This window comes from Nitrospira sp. M1 (assembly GCF_965152605.1).
The window spans coordinates 2,979,782-2,996,900 of record NZ_OZ224217.1; the positions used below are offsets into that span (position 1 = coordinate 2,979,782).

The 17,119-nt window shown below is 46.6% G+C and carries 21 protein-coding genes; 12 read left to right on the top strand and 9 right to left on the bottom strand.

Features of this window, described 5'->3' with window-relative positions:
- Nucleotides 1-502: 502 nt before the first annotated feature.
- Together ACWHX8_RS13600 and ACWHX8_RS13605 are read left to right on the top strand one after the other, a co-directional pair.
- Nucleotides 503-937: a hypothetical protein gene (locus ACWHX8_RS13600; protein WP_447968669.1), complete on the top strand. Its 435-nt coding sequence runs from the start codon at nt 503-505 to the stop codon at nt 935-937.
- A gap of 116 nt (nt 938-1,053) precedes the next feature.
- Nucleotides 1,054-1,392 carry a YajD family HNH nuclease gene (locus tag ACWHX8_RS13605; protein ID WP_447968670.1) on the top strand — a complete coding sequence of 113 codons (339 nt, stop codon included), beginning with the start codon at nt 1,054-1,056 and terminating at the stop codon, nt 1,390-1,392.
- 62 nt (nt 1,393-1,454) lie between these two features.
- Here ACWHX8_RS13605 and ACWHX8_RS13610 read toward each other — a convergent pair whose 3' ends face one another.
- The 3 genes from ACWHX8_RS13610 to ACWHX8_RS13620 form a co-directional block, all read right to left on the bottom strand.
- Nucleotides 1,455-2,498, bottom strand: coding sequence for an isopenicillin N synthase family dioxygenase (locus tag ACWHX8_RS13610; protein ID WP_447968671.1), 1,044 nt, complete (start codon nt 2,496-2,498; stop codon nt 1,455-1,457).
- A 399-nt stretch (nt 2,499-2,897) separates the two neighbouring features.
- Nucleotides 2,898-3,491: a Tll0287-like domain-containing protein gene (locus ACWHX8_RS13615; protein ID WP_447968672.1), complete on the bottom strand. Its 594-nt coding sequence runs from the start codon at nt 3,489-3,491 to the stop codon at nt 2,898-2,900.
- A gap of 458 nt (nt 3,492-3,949) precedes the next feature.
- On the bottom strand, nt 3,950-4,864 hold the full coding sequence (locus ACWHX8_RS13620; protein WP_447971915.1) for a glutaminase: 915 nt from the start codon (nt 4,862-4,864) through the stop codon (nt 3,950-3,952).
- Nucleotides 4,865-5,100: 236 nt separating this feature from the next.
- Between ACWHX8_RS13620 and ACWHX8_RS13625 the strand changes: the two genes are divergently transcribed.
- From ACWHX8_RS13625 to ACWHX8_RS13655, 7 genes are all read left to right on the top strand, one after another.
- Nucleotides 5,101-6,267, top strand: a complete 1,167-nt coding sequence (locus ACWHX8_RS13625) for a Na/Pi symporter (protein WP_447968673.1) — start codon at nt 5,101-5,103, stop codon at nt 6,265-6,267.
- Between the two features lie 20 nt (nt 6,268-6,287).
- Nucleotides 6,288-6,533 carry a hypothetical protein gene (locus ACWHX8_RS13630; RefSeq protein WP_447968674.1) on the top strand — a complete coding sequence of 82 codons (246 nt, stop codon included), beginning with the start codon at nt 6,288-6,290 and terminating at the stop codon, nt 6,531-6,533.
- Between the two features lie 18 nt (nt 6,534-6,551).
- A complete protein-coding gene (locus tag ACWHX8_RS13635) occupies nt 6,552-7,040 on the top strand; it encodes a hypothetical protein (RefSeq protein ID WP_447968675.1) in 489 nt (162 codons plus the stop codon).
- Nucleotides 7,041-7,273: 233 nt separating this feature from the next.
- Complete coding sequence (locus ACWHX8_RS13640; protein WP_447968676.1) at nt 7,274-7,741, top strand: YaiI/YqxD family protein; 468 nt, start codon at nt 7,274-7,276, stop codon at nt 7,739-7,741.
- A gap of 122 nt (nt 7,742-7,863) precedes the next feature.
- Nucleotides 7,864-8,727 (top strand): class I SAM-dependent methyltransferase, encoded by an 864-nt coding sequence (locus tag ACWHX8_RS13645; protein WP_447968677.1) that lies wholly within the window; start codon nt 7,864-7,866, stop codon nt 8,725-8,727.
- Between the two features lie 110 nt (nt 8,728-8,837).
- Nucleotides 8,838-9,167, top strand: a complete 330-nt coding sequence (locus ACWHX8_RS13650) for a hypothetical protein (RefSeq protein WP_447968678.1) — start codon at nt 8,838-8,840, stop codon at nt 9,165-9,167.
- A 6-nt stretch (nt 9,168-9,173) separates the two neighbouring features.
- Nucleotides 9,174-9,680: a hypothetical protein gene (locus ACWHX8_RS13655; protein WP_447968679.1), complete on the top strand. Its 507-nt coding sequence runs from the start codon at nt 9,174-9,176 to the stop codon at nt 9,678-9,680.
- Between the two features lie 146 nt (nt 9,681-9,826).
- Here ACWHX8_RS13655 and ACWHX8_RS13660 read toward each other — a convergent pair whose 3' ends face one another.
- The 3 genes from ACWHX8_RS13660 to ACWHX8_RS13670 form a co-directional block, all read right to left on the bottom strand.
- Nucleotides 9,827-10,138 carry a hypothetical protein gene (locus ACWHX8_RS13660; protein WP_447968680.1) on the bottom strand — a complete coding sequence of 104 codons (312 nt, stop codon included), beginning with the start codon at nt 10,136-10,138 and terminating at the stop codon, nt 9,827-9,829.
- A 309-nt stretch (nt 10,139-10,447) separates the two neighbouring features.
- Nucleotides 10,448-11,047 (bottom strand): cytochrome P460 family protein, encoded by a 600-nt coding sequence (locus tag ACWHX8_RS13665; protein ID WP_447968681.1) that lies wholly within the window; start codon nt 11,045-11,047, stop codon nt 10,448-10,450.
- A gap of 83 nt (nt 11,048-11,130) precedes the next feature.
- Nucleotides 11,131-11,592: a YHS domain-containing (seleno)protein gene (locus ACWHX8_RS13670; RefSeq protein WP_447968682.1), complete on the bottom strand. Its 462-nt coding sequence runs from the start codon at nt 11,590-11,592 to the stop codon at nt 11,131-11,133.
- A gap of 233 nt (nt 11,593-11,825) precedes the next feature.
- On the opposite strand from ACWHX8_RS13670, the gene ACWHX8_RS13675 reads away from it, so the two are divergent.
- Nucleotides 11,826-12,413 (top strand): TetR/AcrR family transcriptional regulator, encoded by a 588-nt coding sequence (locus ACWHX8_RS13675; protein WP_447968683.1) that lies wholly within the window; start codon nt 11,826-11,828, stop codon nt 12,411-12,413.
- 127 nt (nt 12,414-12,540) lie between these two features.
- On the opposite strand, the gene ACWHX8_RS13680 is transcribed toward ACWHX8_RS13675, so the two are convergent.
- The 3 genes from ACWHX8_RS13680 to ACWHX8_RS13690 all read right to left on the bottom strand — a co-directional run bounded on the left by ACWHX8_RS13680 (nt 12,541) and on the right by ACWHX8_RS13690 (nt 14,700).
- Entirely contained in the window at nt 12,541-13,509 is a 969-nt protein-coding gene (locus tag ACWHX8_RS13680) for a pyridoxamine 5'-phosphate oxidase family protein (RefSeq protein ID WP_447968684.1), read from the bottom strand.
- 188 nt (nt 13,510-13,697) lie between these two features.
- Nucleotides 13,698-13,967, bottom strand: coding sequence for a DsrE family protein (locus ACWHX8_RS13685; RefSeq protein WP_447968685.1), 270 nt, complete (start codon nt 13,965-13,967; stop codon nt 13,698-13,700).
- 172 nt (nt 13,968-14,139) lie between these two features.
- Nucleotides 14,140-14,700 (bottom strand): TetR/AcrR family transcriptional regulator, encoded by a 561-nt coding sequence (locus ACWHX8_RS13690; RefSeq protein ID WP_447968686.1) that lies wholly within the window; start codon nt 14,698-14,700, stop codon nt 14,140-14,142.
- 265 nt (nt 14,701-14,965) lie between these two features.
- Between ACWHX8_RS13690 and ACWHX8_RS13695 the strand changes: the two genes are divergently transcribed.
- On the top strand, nt 14,966-15,139 hold the full coding sequence (locus tag ACWHX8_RS13695) for a DUF1330 domain-containing protein (RefSeq protein ID WP_447968687.1): 174 nt from the start codon (nt 14,966-14,968) through the stop codon (nt 15,137-15,139).
- 292 nt (nt 15,140-15,431) lie between these two features.
- The gene (locus ACWHX8_RS13700; protein ID WP_447968688.1) at nt 15,432-16,733 is read left to right on the top strand and encodes a hypothetical protein; all 1,302 of its coding nucleotides are present in this window, start codon (nt 15,432-15,434) and stop codon (nt 16,731-16,733) included.
- The last annotated feature ends 386 nt before the right edge of the window (nt 16,734-17,119 follow it).

A 17,119-nucleotide genomic window follows, 5' to 3' on the forward strand; every position in this document is an offset into this window, starting at 1 on the left:
CACCAAATTTGAGCCACAGATACGTTGCGTGGCTCTATCTACAGAGACAAACTCCAAAATGGAAGCAAGCTTTTCTGGGATTATGACAGGCTCAGTGAACACTTCACCTCATTGCCGTCAACACATGGGAGATCAATAACACTAACCTCCAATGTTCACCAGTCAAGTATTAGCAGTATAGAGTAAAGTTCGGCTTGTCAATCACTGAGGATATCTCTGTACGTTTCTGCTTCATTTTCATAAATCGTTGGAGCATGATGACAAATCAGTCTAGGAGTTCATTGAAGTCAGACAGTTGGACACTCACCCTTCCAAACTTATCCTTCCGTGAGAAACGCAAGCCAGAATCGAAGCCGAATGTTGCATTTCAAGGAGGTTGTCTCGTCGAGCCAATCTCGTTACGATAAATATACGAGTCGTCAACCCGGTGTAAAGAGACATTGTCTATCAACACAACCACCCGCAATTCCTGTCATACACATTCTTAACAGTGGAGGTATTCATGCAAAACATCATCAAAATCTTGGCTGCAGCAATCTTGCTCACCGGACTCAGTGGATGCAGCTATCTCTTCTATCCACATGCTGATGAATTCGCACAGAAAGCAAAGGGAACAACCAGTGTGGATACGCTTTTAAATCTCATAACCATGATGGAAGCGAGTGCGGATGCAGCAAAAGGCGGAAAAGGGAATGACCAAGCCTTAGACGACTTGCACAATCAATTTCACGCCTTCGACGAAACCTTATGCTGTGTAGACAAGGCCAAACGGGAGACAGCCACGTACGACCTCGCAGTCACGCATAACAAGGAGCTGTGGTCTGTCTTTAAGCGAGTATGGAAATTTAAAGAGACGCAACCTCAACGTGATGAACATCTTGCGTTATTTAAGACAGAATTGCAGGAACTTCGTACGACCCTTGAGGCATTAAAATAATTCACAAAGACTTGTTCATTCGGGGCACGCATACCTATGGGTGTCCCGTGCAATGGTACGACAATATGGAACTGCCAGAAAGCTCGGATTGCGATTGTCTTAGGAGGGCACAAACCATGGGAGACCAATACAGGGGGCGCCATAAACTTCGACGGCTCCAAAAGGTTGAATCAGGTAAGCCTGTTGACGAAGTCGTCAAAGAACTACGGCAGCAAAACGCACGTACGACCAACTATCGTGAACAGTCATTAAAGATTCATGGTCTCATCTGTGCGAAATGCGCAAGAGAGTTCGACAGTACGAATCAACATCTCCTAACCGTGCATCATAAAGATGGAAATCACCACAACAATCCTGCCAACGGGTCTAATTGGGAAAACCTGTGCGTGTACTGTCATGATGATGAACATAGCCGAGGCATCCTTGGGGATTATCTGACAAAGAAGGCAGAGTGAAAAAGAAATAAGGCTGCTATTCCTTCTTTTTCATTCATCGTAGACCAACCTGAGGATCTGTATTATGAGCTCTCGTCCCACCTTCGTCTCTGACTTTCAGAAACGTGAGGAATTCGATAGTCGGCAATCTGGTTTTCCTGGCCGTAATTTGCATAGTCGCCCTGCTGCCTCTGCCATCGAAACTCTCCCCAATTAATCGGTCGATACTTTGGAGGGGATGCTTCATTTATTAATACATCAAGCGGAGCATACTTGGCGTCGTAAGAAGGGTTAAAGAAAAACGGCAGGCTATATCGGTCGCGATTTTCACTGGCGAGCACACGATGAAGCGGGGCCTGATAGCGATCATTACTCCAAACTTGCACCATGTCCCCAATGTTAATCACCAGTGCACCGTCCACCGGATCGACCGGAATCCATTCATTATTAAGGCAGACCTGAAGACCACCGACATTGTCTTGAACTAACACAGTCAGCGCGCCAGCATCCGTATGATGATGAATACCAAGATGCCCCGCTGCTGAGGCTTGCTGACCTAGGTGTATAGGATCGTGCTTGGGGAAATAGTTGAGTCGGAGGAAACTCGTGTGCGTATCAAGAAAGTCTTGGGCCAAACTACCAGGAGCGACACCAAGCCCCTCCCCTATCACTTCCAGCAATGCAAACGCGATGCGCTCACACGCCTGAAAATACTCCCACATCGTTGATTGAAAGTCAGCGCATTGCCCTAAGTCTGGCCATTGATTGTATCCATCACGCGTCCAATTTGAGGAATCCTCATCAGGAAGCTCTGGATAGGGTTTGTACCCAAAATCAAACACCTCCTTCATGTCACGAGAGTTTTTGGTCAATTCACGGTTATACCAGCCTCGTGCATTCTCCCTTGTGCGTACCGCAGCATTTTTTACGGAAGTGGGCAACGCAAAAAACCCCTTGGTCTCGCGCCATACGCACGCAATTAGATCATCAGGCACCCCGTGCCCAATAATCTGAAAAAACCCCCAATTACAACAGGCCTCACCAACCTGCCTAACCGTGTTTTGGCGTTGCGTACCACCGATGTCTAGCGGTTGTAGATTGATGACAGGAATCGTTTGATGTGTCATAAGCTTTCTAGAATCATTCTACCCCTCTTGCGGTATCAGGTGATAGGATATATCGAGACGGGACTTGTCACCAGACGAGACACAGACACCAGGAAGTGGGGTCAGACATGCGTATGTACTTTAATTGAAAACTTTCACCTGATCAGAAACCATTAAAGTTCGTCACCTTTCGTCCTATAGTCAAAGCGGATGCCAGGACTCTGGGAAAGAGCGTAAAAACTCACGCTCATTCATCCACATTGCCCACACATAAATAGCAGCATTACAATACGCATCCCCGAGCAGACTCTCGTGTTAAACGAGTAGGACTGTGCGAACATGGCCACAGTTCGGTTGGGTTTGTGGCTCATAGAACAACCCCAGCTTCTGATTTTTTGGAACCTCAACGCAGGTCCAGACCTACGATGATTTCAGAGGAAATTCAATAATGATTCCCCCCATAACATCGTTAAGCTTGTAGTTCGTCCTTGGACTGAGTGGATGTTTATTGTGACAGGTTACACACGTTTCAGAGACCGCTTTATCAGCATAGATCGCTTTAAAAACGGGACCTGTTGGTCTTTTGAGCATACTCGTATGCACGGTGCCCGGATCATCCGAGACCGTCTGCAACCCAGTCCGTTCACGGTCATTGGCCGGCCCATTGGTCTTATCGACGGGCCACAGACTCGCGAGCCGGTACTTCAAGCCAACCCCCTTGCGTTCGACCTCCAATCCTGCAAACTGTAGCATTTGTGCTGGCAGGGGAAGCTTGTTCTTTTGGGCCCAGTCTTCTGCCACCAAGTCTTTCCCATAATGCCGCATCCTTTCCACCACGAGGGATGCATATAGGGTCCGGTCCGCTTCAATGATGGTATGGACATAATCTGCAACCACCTCTGGGGCTACACAGGCCCCGACATTGGCCTCTTTTGTTCCTGAGGAACAGCCCACTAACACAACGAACACGATCCCGACAACAAGGGTTCTCCTTAAGAATTTTGTATTGATCATGACAGCACCCCCTTTGTATGTACTCCCACTCAAAAGAGAACGACTCGCACGGCCTGAGAGAAAGAGAAATTCCTTCATCTCTCCAGACCGGACTCAGTTGCCCCTCTCTGCTTGCGCACAACACACAAAAGCCCTCCAGGCACAGGCTCGCCCGCAGGGCTCTTTCAGGAAGTCTTGATGATCGATGTTGTATGTTCACGCCAGTCACTCCATGGCTTAGCCCTGGCTGATTTCTGTGAACAGTTCGAGTCTACGCCCCTCCAGCACTCGAGTCAACGAGTCGTGCCAGGGTTCCTGTTTTGTATTGACCTTATGAATAGAAACGGCGGTTGTTCTTGGAAAGAAAAGAAACAAGATAGCAACAAAAACTTGCGAGTCACATATGGCTATCTAAAGCAACGTTGAATGGACAAGACGCGAAAACGAAACCCAAGCCCCATCCTCGCGCATAAGACACGTCAAAATATGGATGACTTGGTTCGAGTCGTGAAATACTCAAGAATTTGCATGCCCCGATAGGAGTTCCCTTTTTTATTCAACTTGGGACTCCACAAAGCAATGCTGTAATGTCCTGGGTAAATAGCGATTATTCCCCCACCCACTCCACTTTTTCCCGGCAAGCCTACTTTGAACGCAAACTCCCCGGCTTCATCGTAAAACCCACAGAGCTGCATGATGGCGTTGATACGTTTGGTTTTGCTCCCACGCAGCACGCGTTCATTGGTGAGCGGGTTCACCCCATTGGCGGCGAGAAACACATAGCCCTGCGCTAATTCTTTACACGTCATTTCAATGGAACACAGATGACAATAAAAATCTAACACAGCCTCTATATCATTCTGAATGTTGCCATAAGCCTTCATTAAATTGAGGTGCGCGGCGTTTCGATAACTTGTGCGTCTTTCCGATTCAGCAATTCTCGGACAATACTCAATGGCAGGGTTTCCGCAAATGTTTTGTGTGAATTCAAGGAAATCTTTTTGAGGATTGCGCAAACGACTCACAAGAATATCGCAGATCACTAAGGCCCCGGCATTGATGAATGGATTACGCGGAATACCTTTTTCATATTCCAATTGCACCAAGGAATTAAATGGACTCCCCGAAGGTTCGACTCCGACTCGATCCCAGAGTTGGTCATCTTCTAATTCAAAGGCTAAGGCCAGGGCTAAGACTTTCGCGATGCTTTGAATAGAAAACTTTTCGTTGGAATCGCCAAAACTATAATCCTGCCGATCAATCGTGGTGAGATGAATACCGAACTTCTTCGGATCGACATTTTGCAATTCAGGTATGTATGAGGCGACGTTGCCGAGATCATCAATGTTAGGCAATTTACTCGCTATGTCAGAAAAGAGTTGTTGATAGTCCATACACCGCTCCCGCAAATTTTCGTCAGCAACGCCTATTGAAACTCTCCCCATGGATTCCGCATCCCCAAACAAGCGTGACGACCCTCTGTGATCATAAAACTCACTATTAACATAATTCACACGCATTCGTAACACGTTCTTAACACTGTCCATTTACGATCCTGCACGAATCACAATTCGGTAATACTTTGTGTACCGCCTGCATTCCTAAGCGGATAACCACCAGGAGAAGCCTTATGTCCATCTCGACAACCTACGAACAACATCCCACAACAACATCGGCCAATTACCAACAATGGCTCATGGTGACCTTCCTTGTATATCTCTTACTCGTAGCCGTCGGCATGATTGGAAGTGGATTTAAAACCGCAACCGGCGGCGAAGCCAAAGAACTGTTCTCCTTCGCCAGCAACCCGCTCACTGCTCTTGTCATCGGCACAGTCGCAACAGCCCTCATTCAATCCTCCAGCACCGTGACATCCATCATCGTCGGTCTGGTGGCTGGCGGCTTACCGGTGACCATTGCAATTCCAATGGTCATGGGAGCGAATATTGGCACCACAATCACAAATACCATTGTCAGCCTGGGGCACGTCAAAGAAGGCGCGGAATTTAAACGGGCCTTTGCCGCCGCGACGATTCACGACTTTTTTAATGTCATCAGTGTGGTAATTTTTTTGCCTTTAGAAATCATGTTTGGGATACTTCATAAAACGGGGGCTATGCTCTCGAATCTGATGATTGGTGGGGACTCCATGTCCATGAAAGGGCTAAACTTCATTAAGCCCCTCGTCAAACCGCCTATCCAAGCGGCCCAGAGCGCATTCGGGGGGATTGGGTTATCGGAAGTGATTGCAGGCGTTCTGCTGATTACCTTCGGCATTGTGATGATTTTCTTCGTTATTTCCGCGATTGGTAAACTCTTGAAGGTCTTGATGGTCGGACGCGCGAAAGAAATTCTGCACGGCGCCATCGGTCGCGGTCCAGTCTCCGGTATCGCGACGGGAACTGCCGTCACGGTGCTCGTCCAATCTTCGTCGACGACCACAAGCCTCATTGTACCATTAGCCGGCAGCGGAATATTTAGCCTCCGGCAAATCTATCCCTTCACCTTAGGGGCCAATATCGGCACATGCATCACGGCCTTATTGGCGGCCACGGCCGTCACTGGAGCCAATGCGATTTTCGCGCTGCAGATAGCCTTAATCCACTTCATTTATAATATCGCTGGAGTCATCTTTATTTATGGCATCCCATTTTTGCGAGACATCCCGATCCACGCTGCTGAAAAAATGGCTGAACTGGCCATGCGAAAAAAACTCTACGTCGCCTTGTATATTCTAGGCGTCTTCTTCCTGTTTCCGCTAAGTTTAATCGGCGCGAGTCAGGCTTTTGGTTGGTAACTACACATAAGGAGGATTGGATGTTGAATACGATTGCAACCCGAAAACAAGCCTTAGAACAAAAGGTCGATGAACTCGAAGATACGCTGCTTCAGCTTAAACAGCAATTGAAAAAGGAACGAGAGGCTGAACAGCATGAAGCCATCGATCATCTCGAAGAGTATTTAGAGCAGGTCAATAATAAATATGCCAACCTGCAAGGCTTCTGGAAAGTCTTACGAAAAGAAATTGCTGAGTTATTGCCAATTCATTCTGGGAAAAAGTGAACGGAGCCTATAACACCCATGAGAAACATTTCTTTAGCAGTTCCTCTGTCCATCGGTATGCTGTTAACAAGCTTTCCTCTCCCGGCATGGGCTGGCGTGGAAACATCAATAGAACTCAGTGCCGTACCGGCAATCATTATGAAAAAGGCTCAAGAACAATTCCCTGATGCCACTTTTGAAAGTGCGAACACGGAAACCGAACCTGGAGGAAGTTTTGTCTATGAAATTCAAGGCACATTCAAAGATGGCCGGAAGCTTGAGTATGACGTCTATCCCAGCGGAGAAGTGCAAGAAATCGAAATAGAATTCAAACGAGATATGGTTCCTGGAGCCGTCATGAAGGCCATTAAAAAAAACCTTCCTGGATTTACCCCAACCTTCATCGAAGCTAGTCACTCAGCGAGCATGCAAGTTGTCGGCTATGAATTTGTCGGGAAAATTGGCGAGAACACGATAGACATTGATGTCTCTGCCGATGGAAGTAAAATTGAAGTCTCCGATAATTGAACCTGCGTACATGAGAATTGTCATGTTTTGATAATGACCTACAACGAAGGCTGCCCCACCTTCCGACAGACTTGGCCTTACCTGTCTCTTGCTTATTCTGCTCCCTCCACGTAGGCTTGATTTGTCGACACAAGAATACGGCTCACGCCTTACTGTCTATTCATTCTCAAAAGCAGTCAAGAATAGTACATCGACAGCTCCATGCACTCCGATATGAACGATGAGAACATCACATGCCCATCTGGGTTGATGCCGATGCCTGCCCCAAGGTAATCAAGGAAATCATATTTCGTGCAGCTGAACGGACAGCGGTACCGGTGACATTGGTCGCCAACCAACTCCTCTCAGTGCCATCATCTCGCTATATTTCAGCCATTCAAGTCGCCAATGGTTTTGATGTAGCTGACTTCGAAATTGTCAAACGATTAGCAACTGGCGATTTGGTCATTACCGCTGACGTTCCTCTTGCTGCTGAGGTCATTGCCAAGGGTGGACATGCGCTTGACCCTCGCGGTGAGATGCATTCAGCCGACACCATACGCGCTCGCCTAACAATGCGAGACTTTATGGATACGCTCAGGGCAAGCGGAATCGACACGGGTGGCCCCTCTGCGTTGACTCAACGAAACCGCCAGTTATTTGCTAAGCACCTCGATCACTATCTCACAAACATAGCCACACAACCAGACAAGAACGCTTAAGAGTTTGAGCAATCATCCTGCAAAGTTATGGATACACCTTTTTGTCCATGTAAGTATGAACGAGGAGACCGATTGCGTACTCGAACCTTTTCGATCCCTTGTTAATCCCTAGAGACAGAGACATGCATCAACAGAAACACCATGATCTCGTTAAAGCCTGTGCAGTATGTGGAAGCCGTGAATTTACTCAACTGACGGAAGCCCCCAACTTTAACTATTTTCAATGTCACACCTGCCGTGTGATTTTCTTAAGTCCTCAACCACGGCCTGAGGCCCTGAAAGCGCAGTATACAAGGCCCGGACTTTTGCAAGATGGGCCTGCGAGCGCGTGGTTTCATCACAACAAGTACTATCTCAAGAAATTATATCAAGAACGTTTGAATGACATTCTTCAGTATGTCACCACAGGGATCTTGTTGGACGTAGGGTGTGGGATGGGCGATTTTTGTGCCGTGGCCAGAGAGGCAGGATTTTCGGGGTCTGGAACGGAGCTCTCCGATGAATATGCCCAACATACGAAAACGACAGTGGGCATGACTGACATTTTTATTGGTCGGCTGCAAGACTTGGATTTTTCTAATAAACAATTCGACGTGATTAGTCTTTGGCATGTGTTTGAACATTTACCCGATCCCTGTGAGATCCTGAAAACGATGAAAGGGATGTTACACAAAGGCGGGGTCATCGCAATCGAAGTGCCGAATGTTGAATGCTGGAGAAAACGTCCCATGTACGCGTCTGACATTAAAAACTATCCAAAGGCTGAACTCGAACACTTGTTTTACTTTTCCGAAGCCTCACTGAAATTAGCGAGTGAACAGGCTGGACTTTCCCTCCTACAGCTAAAATATGTTGATAGTCCTCAACCAGCCAAAAATTGGGTAAAACACTGGTTACGACAAGTGAAGGAACCCGGCAAACGGCTGCTGTATCTCGGGAGAGAGCAAAAAGGATTTAGTGCAATGAGATTGTATCTGTCTCATTGATATCCAGAAATGGAAGGCGACTCAAGAACAAGCAGTGGTGTATTGCCTTTTTATGAACAAATGAGTAAGTTGGAAGTACACCTGTATCTTTATTTGTGTAGAGGGGCCGAATGAATCGCTGGATAGAAGGCAGAGGAGCAATCGGAAGACTCAGTTGTTCGGGAGTTGTTCTTACATCACTTCTCGTCTTGTCTATCCCGGCCAATAGTGAAGAACTGAGAAAATTCCAGCTCCCTAGTCAAAAAAATGCGCCTATCATTCAAAAAATGCAGGAGCCGCCGGTGTATCGGCGCTTTCGAGATGACACACGAAGCTGGACGCTACAAAAGAAAAGCACCATGATCGCCTCTCTGGAACAAAAAGTCGATGCAGCAAGAAAAGCCAGAAAATTTTCACAAATCCAACATTACTCCAAACTTATCCAAATACTTCAAGAATGATAACGTATGATAAAGGATAACAGGCGGCTCTTGAACATTCTGATCTGTAGCTTTGTTTTTTTCGTCGACGCGTTGTGGGGGACAGGGTCGGTATTGGCAGAAGAAATGGGAAACGGGATCGATATTGATGCTCAATATCCGGTCCCCCAAGAAACTCCTACACAGGAAATCTTTTCAGAAGCAGACAGATATACGTTTGAATTCAATCAACTCAAAGAACAGAACCGATTATACCAGACGCTTGGCGTCGCCATAGCCGGCATGATCTCTCTCATGATCATGTTGTTTGTAATCAGTAAGAGTAATGATTATACGGCTCAAGATGTCATTTATGCCAGCGGGTTAGTCTTTGTCATCTTCGGCACCATCGCGATTGTTGTACTTGCAGACGTTGAACAACAACTGACCGCCTCTATAGGAATCATGGGAGCGATCGCCGGGTATCTATTTGGGAAAATGCATGACCGACAGGATAAAAAGGATAAAAGTCCTTCTCGCCATGATCCATCATGACTATCGCATTGGCATTCCCTCCCTCGATACATCACCTCTTCCCACAGGCGTCTTGCACATTCTAAGCATGCCGGACTCATCCCCTGTGATGACCTGCTCGACACATTAATTCGAGTCTGACCCCAATCAGTTACATGAGCAGATAACTAGTAAAATTCATCGGAACCCATGCGAACAGGAATTGGATACCACCTCGTTTCGCCAGGCACTGACATGTAGGCTTGATCTTGGCCCCAATCGTATTGAAACCGGTACCAGCCTCGATGAATTGGAAGAGCGATAAAGACTTCATGGCCGTCTCTCTCAAGATGAAACTCTCCCTCGTTAACCCAGGCAGAAAATGTGCATTCTGATGATGGATTGGGAATTGGTTCGTAACTATGATCCTCGAGATCCGTCCCGCCAAAGAGATACGCAGCAAATACACAACTGGCGATTGTTGGGAATGATATGACCACGACTTTACTGTACCCCTAAATAAAACTTCTAGCGTCTATTCGGTTTGATCTTTTGATGATGACGACGTATAGATATGAATCGTTACATATTTTCATGTGTAAGTATTTTACCGTCTTTTCTTTCTCAATGCAAAAGGGCAGTTTTCCATACTATTGCTATATGCGACATTGTAAAAAGTGAGGATGAAGACTTCTGCTGAATCGCTCTTCGGGAGGGTAAGATGATGGGGTTGGCAGGCAGTGACCAGACGTCACTACCTGCCGAAGATGCCGACTCAAGATGTTAGAGATTTCCCCATCTATCATTGATCATGACTTGTTCTGAAGCACAGGATATCCGAACGAGTAGATCCATTTATCAGCATCAACTGCCTCTTTGGGCGCCAATTGCCTGGCTGGCGTATGGCATGGGAGACAGTCATTCTTGTAATCTTTTGATTCCGTGTGCATGGAATCTTCCGCATCAAAAAACGACCATCCCCATCCATCACCCCATAAGCTTGATGAAGGAAAGCGCCCCTTCGTGTCTCTGACCAGCACAAACCACCCCTTGATTGTGGTGGCATGTCCTACAGCAGGTCCAGTCGTCATAGCCATGGTCTTCGTATTCAACAGTTCTTTCACCAAGACGGCTCCGTCAGGGAACTCGCCGGTTTCTTGGTAATGCTGAATCGTTTCAGGTTGCGTATACACCACATGGTGTTCTTGTATACCCGAATCCCCTTCCGTCTTCGCATGCGACCATGTCCCAAGCACCGGCCACAAGGTATATCCCTCAGGAACATGAATGTCCCCGGTTTTCGAGTCGATGTTTGAGGCATATGGCCTTTCAGCATCGGTCATCGCCCATCCTGTCCAACTTCCCAACCCTAAAAGTAGAACCATGCCAAAAATCAACACTTGTTTCATCCATGTCTCCTTTATTTATGTTGTCTCTCAAAAATGTGAGGCCTGCGCCTGTGACTCACGACAGACCTCTCCCCTCACACTTCTCACAAGGCCGATGGGGCTTTCCCTTTGATGTCTTTCCAGTTCGCCTCAGACTGTTCGATATAGCCAGAAATATCCTTGAGCCATTTGCTTTGGATATCCTGATCTAAATTCAGATACAGTTTGCCATCAACAATTTTCCAGGCCTCAGGATCAGACACAATCTTCTTTCCAACTGCCACACCATACGCACAGTATCCACCGTAAGCCGGCACATACTTTTCCGGATTGGACTCGAACATCTCTTTATGGTCTTCGTTGGCAAAGACATAGGTGACACCGTCGAATTCAGCGACATGATATCCGCTGCCTTTCATGGGCTTACCATCCACGAAGTAAGACACTGGGTCATACCCGCTGATCCCCGGAGTACTGTTCATAAAGTCCAGCGCAAAAACCGGCGTGGCAACCATAGCGAGAACAAGAGCAAGTGCTGAAACAATTGACTTTGGTATCATCCTCATGATGAACCTCCTTGTAAGCGAACGTGAATAAATTATATATACAGATCTGTATACTTTCAATATTAGTCGGACAAGGAACGGTTTTGTTACAACATCAGGAAAGTTTTTCATCGTATGACTATACTCGTCCAATAATATTGTTTTTAAAAGGTATTTTACGTACCATCATGAAAACACGAAAAAATGCAGACAAAATCAATGAAGATCGCGGCTAGACACAGTCATATCGATTCATGAAGCAAAAACCCAACGGCCTCTCAAAGAGGGAGCAATTAATCAACACCGCACTCGAGCTATTTGCTGAGAATGGGATTCATGCCACCGGAATTGATTTGATCGTGGAACAATCCGGAGTCACGAAGAAAACGCTGTATGCCCATTTTCGTTCGAAAGAAGAGCTGGTCCTCGCTGTTTTACGACATTACGACGGGCTGGCTCGGAATGAATTTATGCGACGGGTGGAAACTGGAGGAAAGACACCAAGAGCACGCCTGCTCGCCATTTTCGATTTTGCACAACGATGGTTCCAGCAAAATAATTTTTACGGGTGTTTGTTCATCAATACCATTGGTGAATATTCAGACACAGACACACCCATTCGCCAAATATGCAAAGAATATAAAAAACTGGTGAAAGGGTATATCCAAGAGCTGTGCAAACAAGCGGGAGCCTCAAACCCCAAAGGGCTGGCAGAAGAATTAGCGCTATTACTGGAAGGGGCGACGGTAACCGTCCAAGTCTCTGAAAATTCAGAAACCGCGCAAATCGCAAAACGAGCAGCTAAGGCACTGATTGCCAACGCCATACCTCGGAAGCGTTGACCCATTCACCACCAAACTGCCATATCAATGTGCACGTGATCGTAAACGATAGTAAGCCTTGGCCATCCGGGCGATCGTCATTCAAACAACCTACAGTTCAGAAGTTCGTGTCGAATAGATCAAAGCCCTAGGTTCTAGCCTTCCTTATCCATGCCCCAGAACTACTACGGACTGGGAAGTTATATGGTGAATAATCCAAGAACTCCAAAGTCAACTGAGGGGCATGACCGATCTCCAACCAACGATCAATCTGAAGTTGCCAATACCTGTTCGTGCCTCCCGTTTCTTCCACCGAGTCATCCACGTCGTACAGAATTTCCACATGACCAGTAAGTTGAAGAGTTCGATGAGACTCGAAATCGAAAAAAATTATTCCTGCCCGGGGATTCACAGCGAAATTGCCCAAGGTATTGAACATAGAATTCCCTGGATAATCCGGGATGCGAAGTGTGCGGTCATCAACAACTGAGACAAACCCTGGGTTGCCACCCCGATGCGAGGCGTCCACTCCTCGCTCAGGGTGCATACTGGCAACAAAAAATGTATCAGCTCGATTGATAATCGTGCGTTGTGCGACACCCAATACTTCCCCACGCACTGCTGTAAGCGGAGTCATATCGCATTCCTTTGGCTGAGCGATGATGTACCGCCTTTGGATGTATTTCGAGCAATTGGGATATGATTCTTTCACCTTGAGTTGTAGCAACTCCTCGGATTCACGCGTGATGGTACCGTTGATCCTCAAGCGACGACGTGAGACTAGTTCGATAGCCAGCATTCCTACTTCAGCATTTTCTTGAATATTCATCCAAAACGGATCGTGCGGATTGTGCGCCATGTTCGTGAGATCGAACCTCACGGTCTGGTCATTTTCCGCTGTTATGAAACCTGGATTTCCCATGAATACGGAGGCCCACACATTTTGCTCATGATCCAGACTGCCAAACACAGCCATGGGCAGTTGACTGATAAACCGCAGAGCACCTTTAATGATGGAATCTTGAATAACACGCGAGTTCATCGCGCCTTCGTCCAAGACACCCACCCGTTCTTGTACCTGCAATTCACCTTCGTGGTATGGAGTTTCGATTTTCATGGCTTCGTTCCTTTTTGGGAGAGTGCTAGGCCCTAACTGGAGGCGGTGCGTTTCACGCCTCCAGTTAGACGTTGGACTTCTGATTAAAATGTCAGCACAGTCGAACCATCTGAAAGCAACGTGCGAAAGCTGGAAAGGCCAGACGTTCCAGGAATCGGATTGTTCTTAATGAGATCGAATCCGGATTTCTAAGCTTCCTCGGAGCCGCCGAACACATCGGCACAGCCACAGGATACACCGGCAACCTGATCCTTCACTGCCTCGAACAATTCATGTGCCGGATGGTCCTTCTTGGTGAGCTCGCCGATCCAGCGCGTGCCGGTCCCTTGAAACACCACGGACACGTCGTCGCCCGCCTGCTTAAAGTCATAGGCTGCGGCCAACCCATTAAACACACGACCGAGGGCTTCCTCTGAGCCATTCTTAGGATCTGAAAAAATTGCGATAGTGACTTTCATGATGCGGTCTTCCTTGAGAATTTGAAGTGAAGAATTAACACCGAACGTTCGGTAAAAGTATAGAGCAAAAAAAACTAGTCTGCGCTTAACCTCGCCTGTCCCCTAAGGACAGCCTGCAACATTCGGTGATCGATTCGATGAAATGGCACATGTAAAATTTCCTTCTGCTTACTTAGTGACTTAGTATCATCGTAGGAAGTTTCAGCAACGTTCGTTCGAACGGTCCGCGATCCTGAAGGACCCGAGCCATCACTAACGAACCTTGAATTCGACCGATCGCATCCTGAGCTTGCTGACGTGCCTTCGTCGTCGATACCCCGGCTTCACGAGCCACCTTTGCCAAAGCCTCTACCCAGGCAGCTAATCCACGTCGTATATGCCGTTTCACGTCGTCATCACCACCGCCAAACGAAAGGGCCTCTAGTAAGCAGGAACGATGTCCTCCTCCGTAAAACTCATGAATCCCTTTCGCCATTATACGAATGCGGTCTGCCGGTTTGCCTTGCGCAGACAGCGGTGCCAGGACGTGAGTTGCGAGCCACTGCTCGGCTCTCTCTAACACAGCCTTGGCCATATCTTCTTTCCCGCCAGGGAACCGATGATACAAGCTGGCACGTTGAAGGCCGGTGGCTTCAGACATCTTGCTCAGGCTGGCTCCTTCATACCCGTACGTGCGAAACACGTCGGTTAATCGGTCCAGCAATTCATTTTCATTGACTTTGGTGATGGGCATGATACCTCCTTTGCAGCTCCATTATATACCGAACGTTCGGTATACATAAAGTGTCAACTTTACAGAATCTTTGTTACACCACATTTCAACATTTTTTGATTTGGTTGGGGAAGACGCAGAAAAGGACAGGAGATATGAAAAGTGAATATTTACGGTGGTTAAGAGTTAGAGATTTTATAGGTTGCTCGGCGGGAGCTCATTCTATACGGTGTAGAAAATGTTCGATGGTAGAGGAGATCTCAACCAAACTAATGAAGGAGAAACCATGGCCGCCGATATTATCAGTGCTCTCGATATCCATGATAATGAGAAGTATGATCAAGTCTACTTTCCCGTTATTCTCAAGCAGGTAGAAAAATATGGCGGGCAATTATTAGCGGCATCTGAAAAACAGCGGGAGGTGGAAGGAAATTCGACTCGAGGGGGGTCGGCTTTATAGGAGTTCTCCCATGTTGAGACGGCTCTAATCTGGTATTGGCCAGAGGACTATTCGCTACTTCGAAATTCAGAAATGGAATGCCGAATGGCTCTATCATTCTGATCACGGATGGCGTGACGCTGGCAGATTAATTTGTAAAAACTATCTCCTAGCTGGGTTTTTCTAGTAATCCCATTTCACTCGCGGAGAGTTCAAGGTAAAGGAAAGTTTATGCATAGCAATTTCTCCTTGGCATGGCATTACAAGACCTCACCCTAATTAACATGTCAGAATATTAATCTTAAACAAGTAGATGTCTGCAGATACGAGAACGCTCATTGGTTACACCATCTACCTAATCGGTGTGATTGGGTGTGTTCTCTGCGGAATGATGTTTGTCGGGTTATTTTCACCAAAAGCAAGTTCAATGACTTACTTTTGGCTGACCATTGGTGGATTTATTCTGTGTATATTCATGGTCATAATTTCCAGTTATTTTTTAGTCCCCACATTTGCTCAAGTGACGAAAATTGACAAACGCTCGCCAGTGCTGTTTCTCCGTCCTTTCGACGAAGATCAGTCAAGAAACTATGACGTTATTTCAATAGGTGAAAGTACGGTCAACATTCAAGGGACGAGCGAAGAATTTCTGCTTGTACTTAATGCCATCGGGCCATTGGTATCAATAGGAGAGCCTAATTGGAAATCGCGGATAGGCGCCTACCCTCATGGAGCCTATCGAGTTTTTGTGGAACACCAGAACTGGCAGAGGAAAGTAGAAGAGCTATTAGGTAAGTCGAGTCTGGTTGTACTAACCGTTGGTGAATCCGCCGGTATTGAATGGGAAATTGAAGCGGTGAAAAACAATGTCAACTATACAGCCCTACTTCTCTATTTACCACCACGCCCTACGGATGCTCTAACGAAAAAAGGAAGGGCTAAAAAAGAAAAGATGATTTACGAAGAATTCAAGACAATGATAGAGAAACGCTTTCCAATTCACCTGCCGGATTTTCAGGAGACCATTTATATTATCGGTTTTAAGGAAAACGGAGATCCGATTTTCGGCCAGAGCACCTCAAAGAAAAAATGGTGGTTTACTGAGATGGATCGGACCGCGACGGCTGTTTCTGATCAACTTCAACACATTTTGAGTGTGATTAGGCCTGGCCAGGACCTTTCTTCGTATACCATTATCGGACAATATACGATGTACACACGCTATATAATTGCCACGTTGCTTATTCTCTTTGGCTTGGGACTCGGTTGGGCCTGGCAAAATTCGAATTTTCATGTCCCTGGAGACCTGAACACAATCTCTCATGTGGTCACCACAATTATTGTTCAATTAACGTTAGTGATCGGATGGGTTCTAATCGCCAAATATTTCCGCCGGCTGTGGATATGGATCATACCTTTCTGTATGGCAACAGGTTCATTACTGACCATATTCTTTACTCTTTTTCAAGCCAGAATGCTTCCCGAAAATGATTTTTTTTATACCTTCCTAAGACTCATGAGTACAATGAGTAATGTTGTTGGTATCGTATCATCTTTGTTCATCTTGGCCTTGGGAGTCTGGTTAAATGGGAAGAAGTTTTCCGAACCAGAATAGCCCAGTTATCTGCGCATTAAGACCGTTAGCGTGAGCTAATTACAGTGTGTCAGGCTGAGGTGGCCCCAACTAGAAAGCTCTACGTTTGACTTGTCCTCGATTAGAGGAAGCTTACACACGTTCAGACTGTGACTTCATAGGGTCAAGACTAGTTTTATAAGTTTCAATAACCGACATTTCCTCTTGTTATAAGCCAAGAAACAAAAGAGTGCTAATTGGTAGGGTCAGTCCTGCGTTATTGCAATTAGCCATTAGGGTAGAAAAAGGGCGCTACCAATTTTAAAGGCTTCCTCGATTCTCCAAAAAGGGGACGCTACCCTTAAATCATAATAAAAGATCCCCGCCACAAGCGGACAGGGTATTCAGTGGAAGAATTCTTCTGCTTG

Coding starts and splice junctions, on each gene's coding strand:
- ACWHX8_RS13630 (WP_447968674.1), top strand. CDS start 6,288: ATGTTGAATACGATTGCAACCCGAAAACAAGCCTTAGAACAAAAGGTC.
- ACWHX8_RS13645 (WP_447968677.1), top strand. CDS start 7,864: ATGCATCAACAGAAACACCATGATCTCGTTAAAGCCTGTGCAGTATGT.
- ACWHX8_RS13620 (WP_447971915.1), bottom strand. CDS start 4,864: ATGGACTATCAACAACTCTTTTCTGACATAGCGAGTAAATTGCCTAAC.
- ACWHX8_RS13695 (WP_447968687.1), top strand. CDS start 14,966: ATGGCCGCCGATATTATCAGTGCTCTCGATATCCATGATAATGAGAAG.
- ACWHX8_RS13690 (WP_447968686.1), bottom strand. CDS start 14,700: ATGCCCATCACCAAAGTCAATGAAAATGAATTGCTGGACCGATTAACC.
- ACWHX8_RS13625 (WP_447968673.1), top strand. CDS start 5,101: ATGTCCATCTCGACAACCTACGAACAACATCCCACAACAACATCGGCC.
- ACWHX8_RS13635 (WP_447968675.1), top strand. CDS start 6,552: ATGAGAAACATTTCTTTAGCAGTTCCTCTGTCCATCGGTATGCTGTTA.
- ACWHX8_RS13640 (WP_447968676.1), top strand. CDS start 7,274: ATGCCCATCTGGGTTGATGCCGATGCCTGCCCCAAGGTAATCAAGGAA.
- ACWHX8_RS13685 (WP_447968685.1), bottom strand. CDS start 13,967: ATGAAAGTCACTATCGCAATTTTTTCAGATCCTAAGAATGGCTCAGAG.
- ACWHX8_RS13665 (WP_447968681.1), bottom strand. CDS start 11,047: ATGAAACAAGTGTTGATTTTTGGCATGGTTCTACTTTTAGGGTTGGGA.
- ACWHX8_RS13650 (WP_447968678.1), top strand. CDS start 8,838: ATGAATCGCTGGATAGAAGGCAGAGGAGCAATCGGAAGACTCAGTTGT.
- ACWHX8_RS13610 (WP_447968671.1), bottom strand. CDS start 2,498: ATGACACATCAAACGATTCCTGTCATCAATCTACAACCGCTAGACATC.
- ACWHX8_RS13615 (WP_447968672.1), bottom strand. CDS start 3,491: ATGATCAATACAAAATTCTTAAGGAGAACCCTTGTTGTCGGGATCGTG.
- ACWHX8_RS13670 (WP_447968682.1), bottom strand. CDS start 11,592: ATGAGGATGATACCAAAGTCAATTGTTTCAGCACTTGCTCTTGTTCTC.
- ACWHX8_RS13655 (WP_447968679.1), top strand. CDS start 9,174: ATGATAAAGGATAACAGGCGGCTCTTGAACATTCTGATCTGTAGCTTT.
- ACWHX8_RS13675 (WP_447968683.1), top strand. CDS start 11,826: ATGAAGCAAAAACCCAACGGCCTCTCAAAGAGGGAGCAATTAATCAAC.
- ACWHX8_RS13605 (WP_447968670.1), top strand. CDS start 1,054: ATGGGAGACCAATACAGGGGGCGCCATAAACTTCGACGGCTCCAAAAG.
- ACWHX8_RS13600 (WP_447968669.1), top strand. CDS start 503: ATGCAAAACATCATCAAAATCTTGGCTGCAGCAATCTTGCTCACCGGA.
- ACWHX8_RS13700 (WP_447968688.1), top strand. CDS start 15,432: ATGTCTGCAGATACGAGAACGCTCATTGGTTACACCATCTACCTAATC.
- ACWHX8_RS13680 (WP_447968684.1), bottom strand. CDS start 13,509: ATGAAAATCGAAACTCCATACCACGAAGGTGAATTGCAGGTACAAGAA.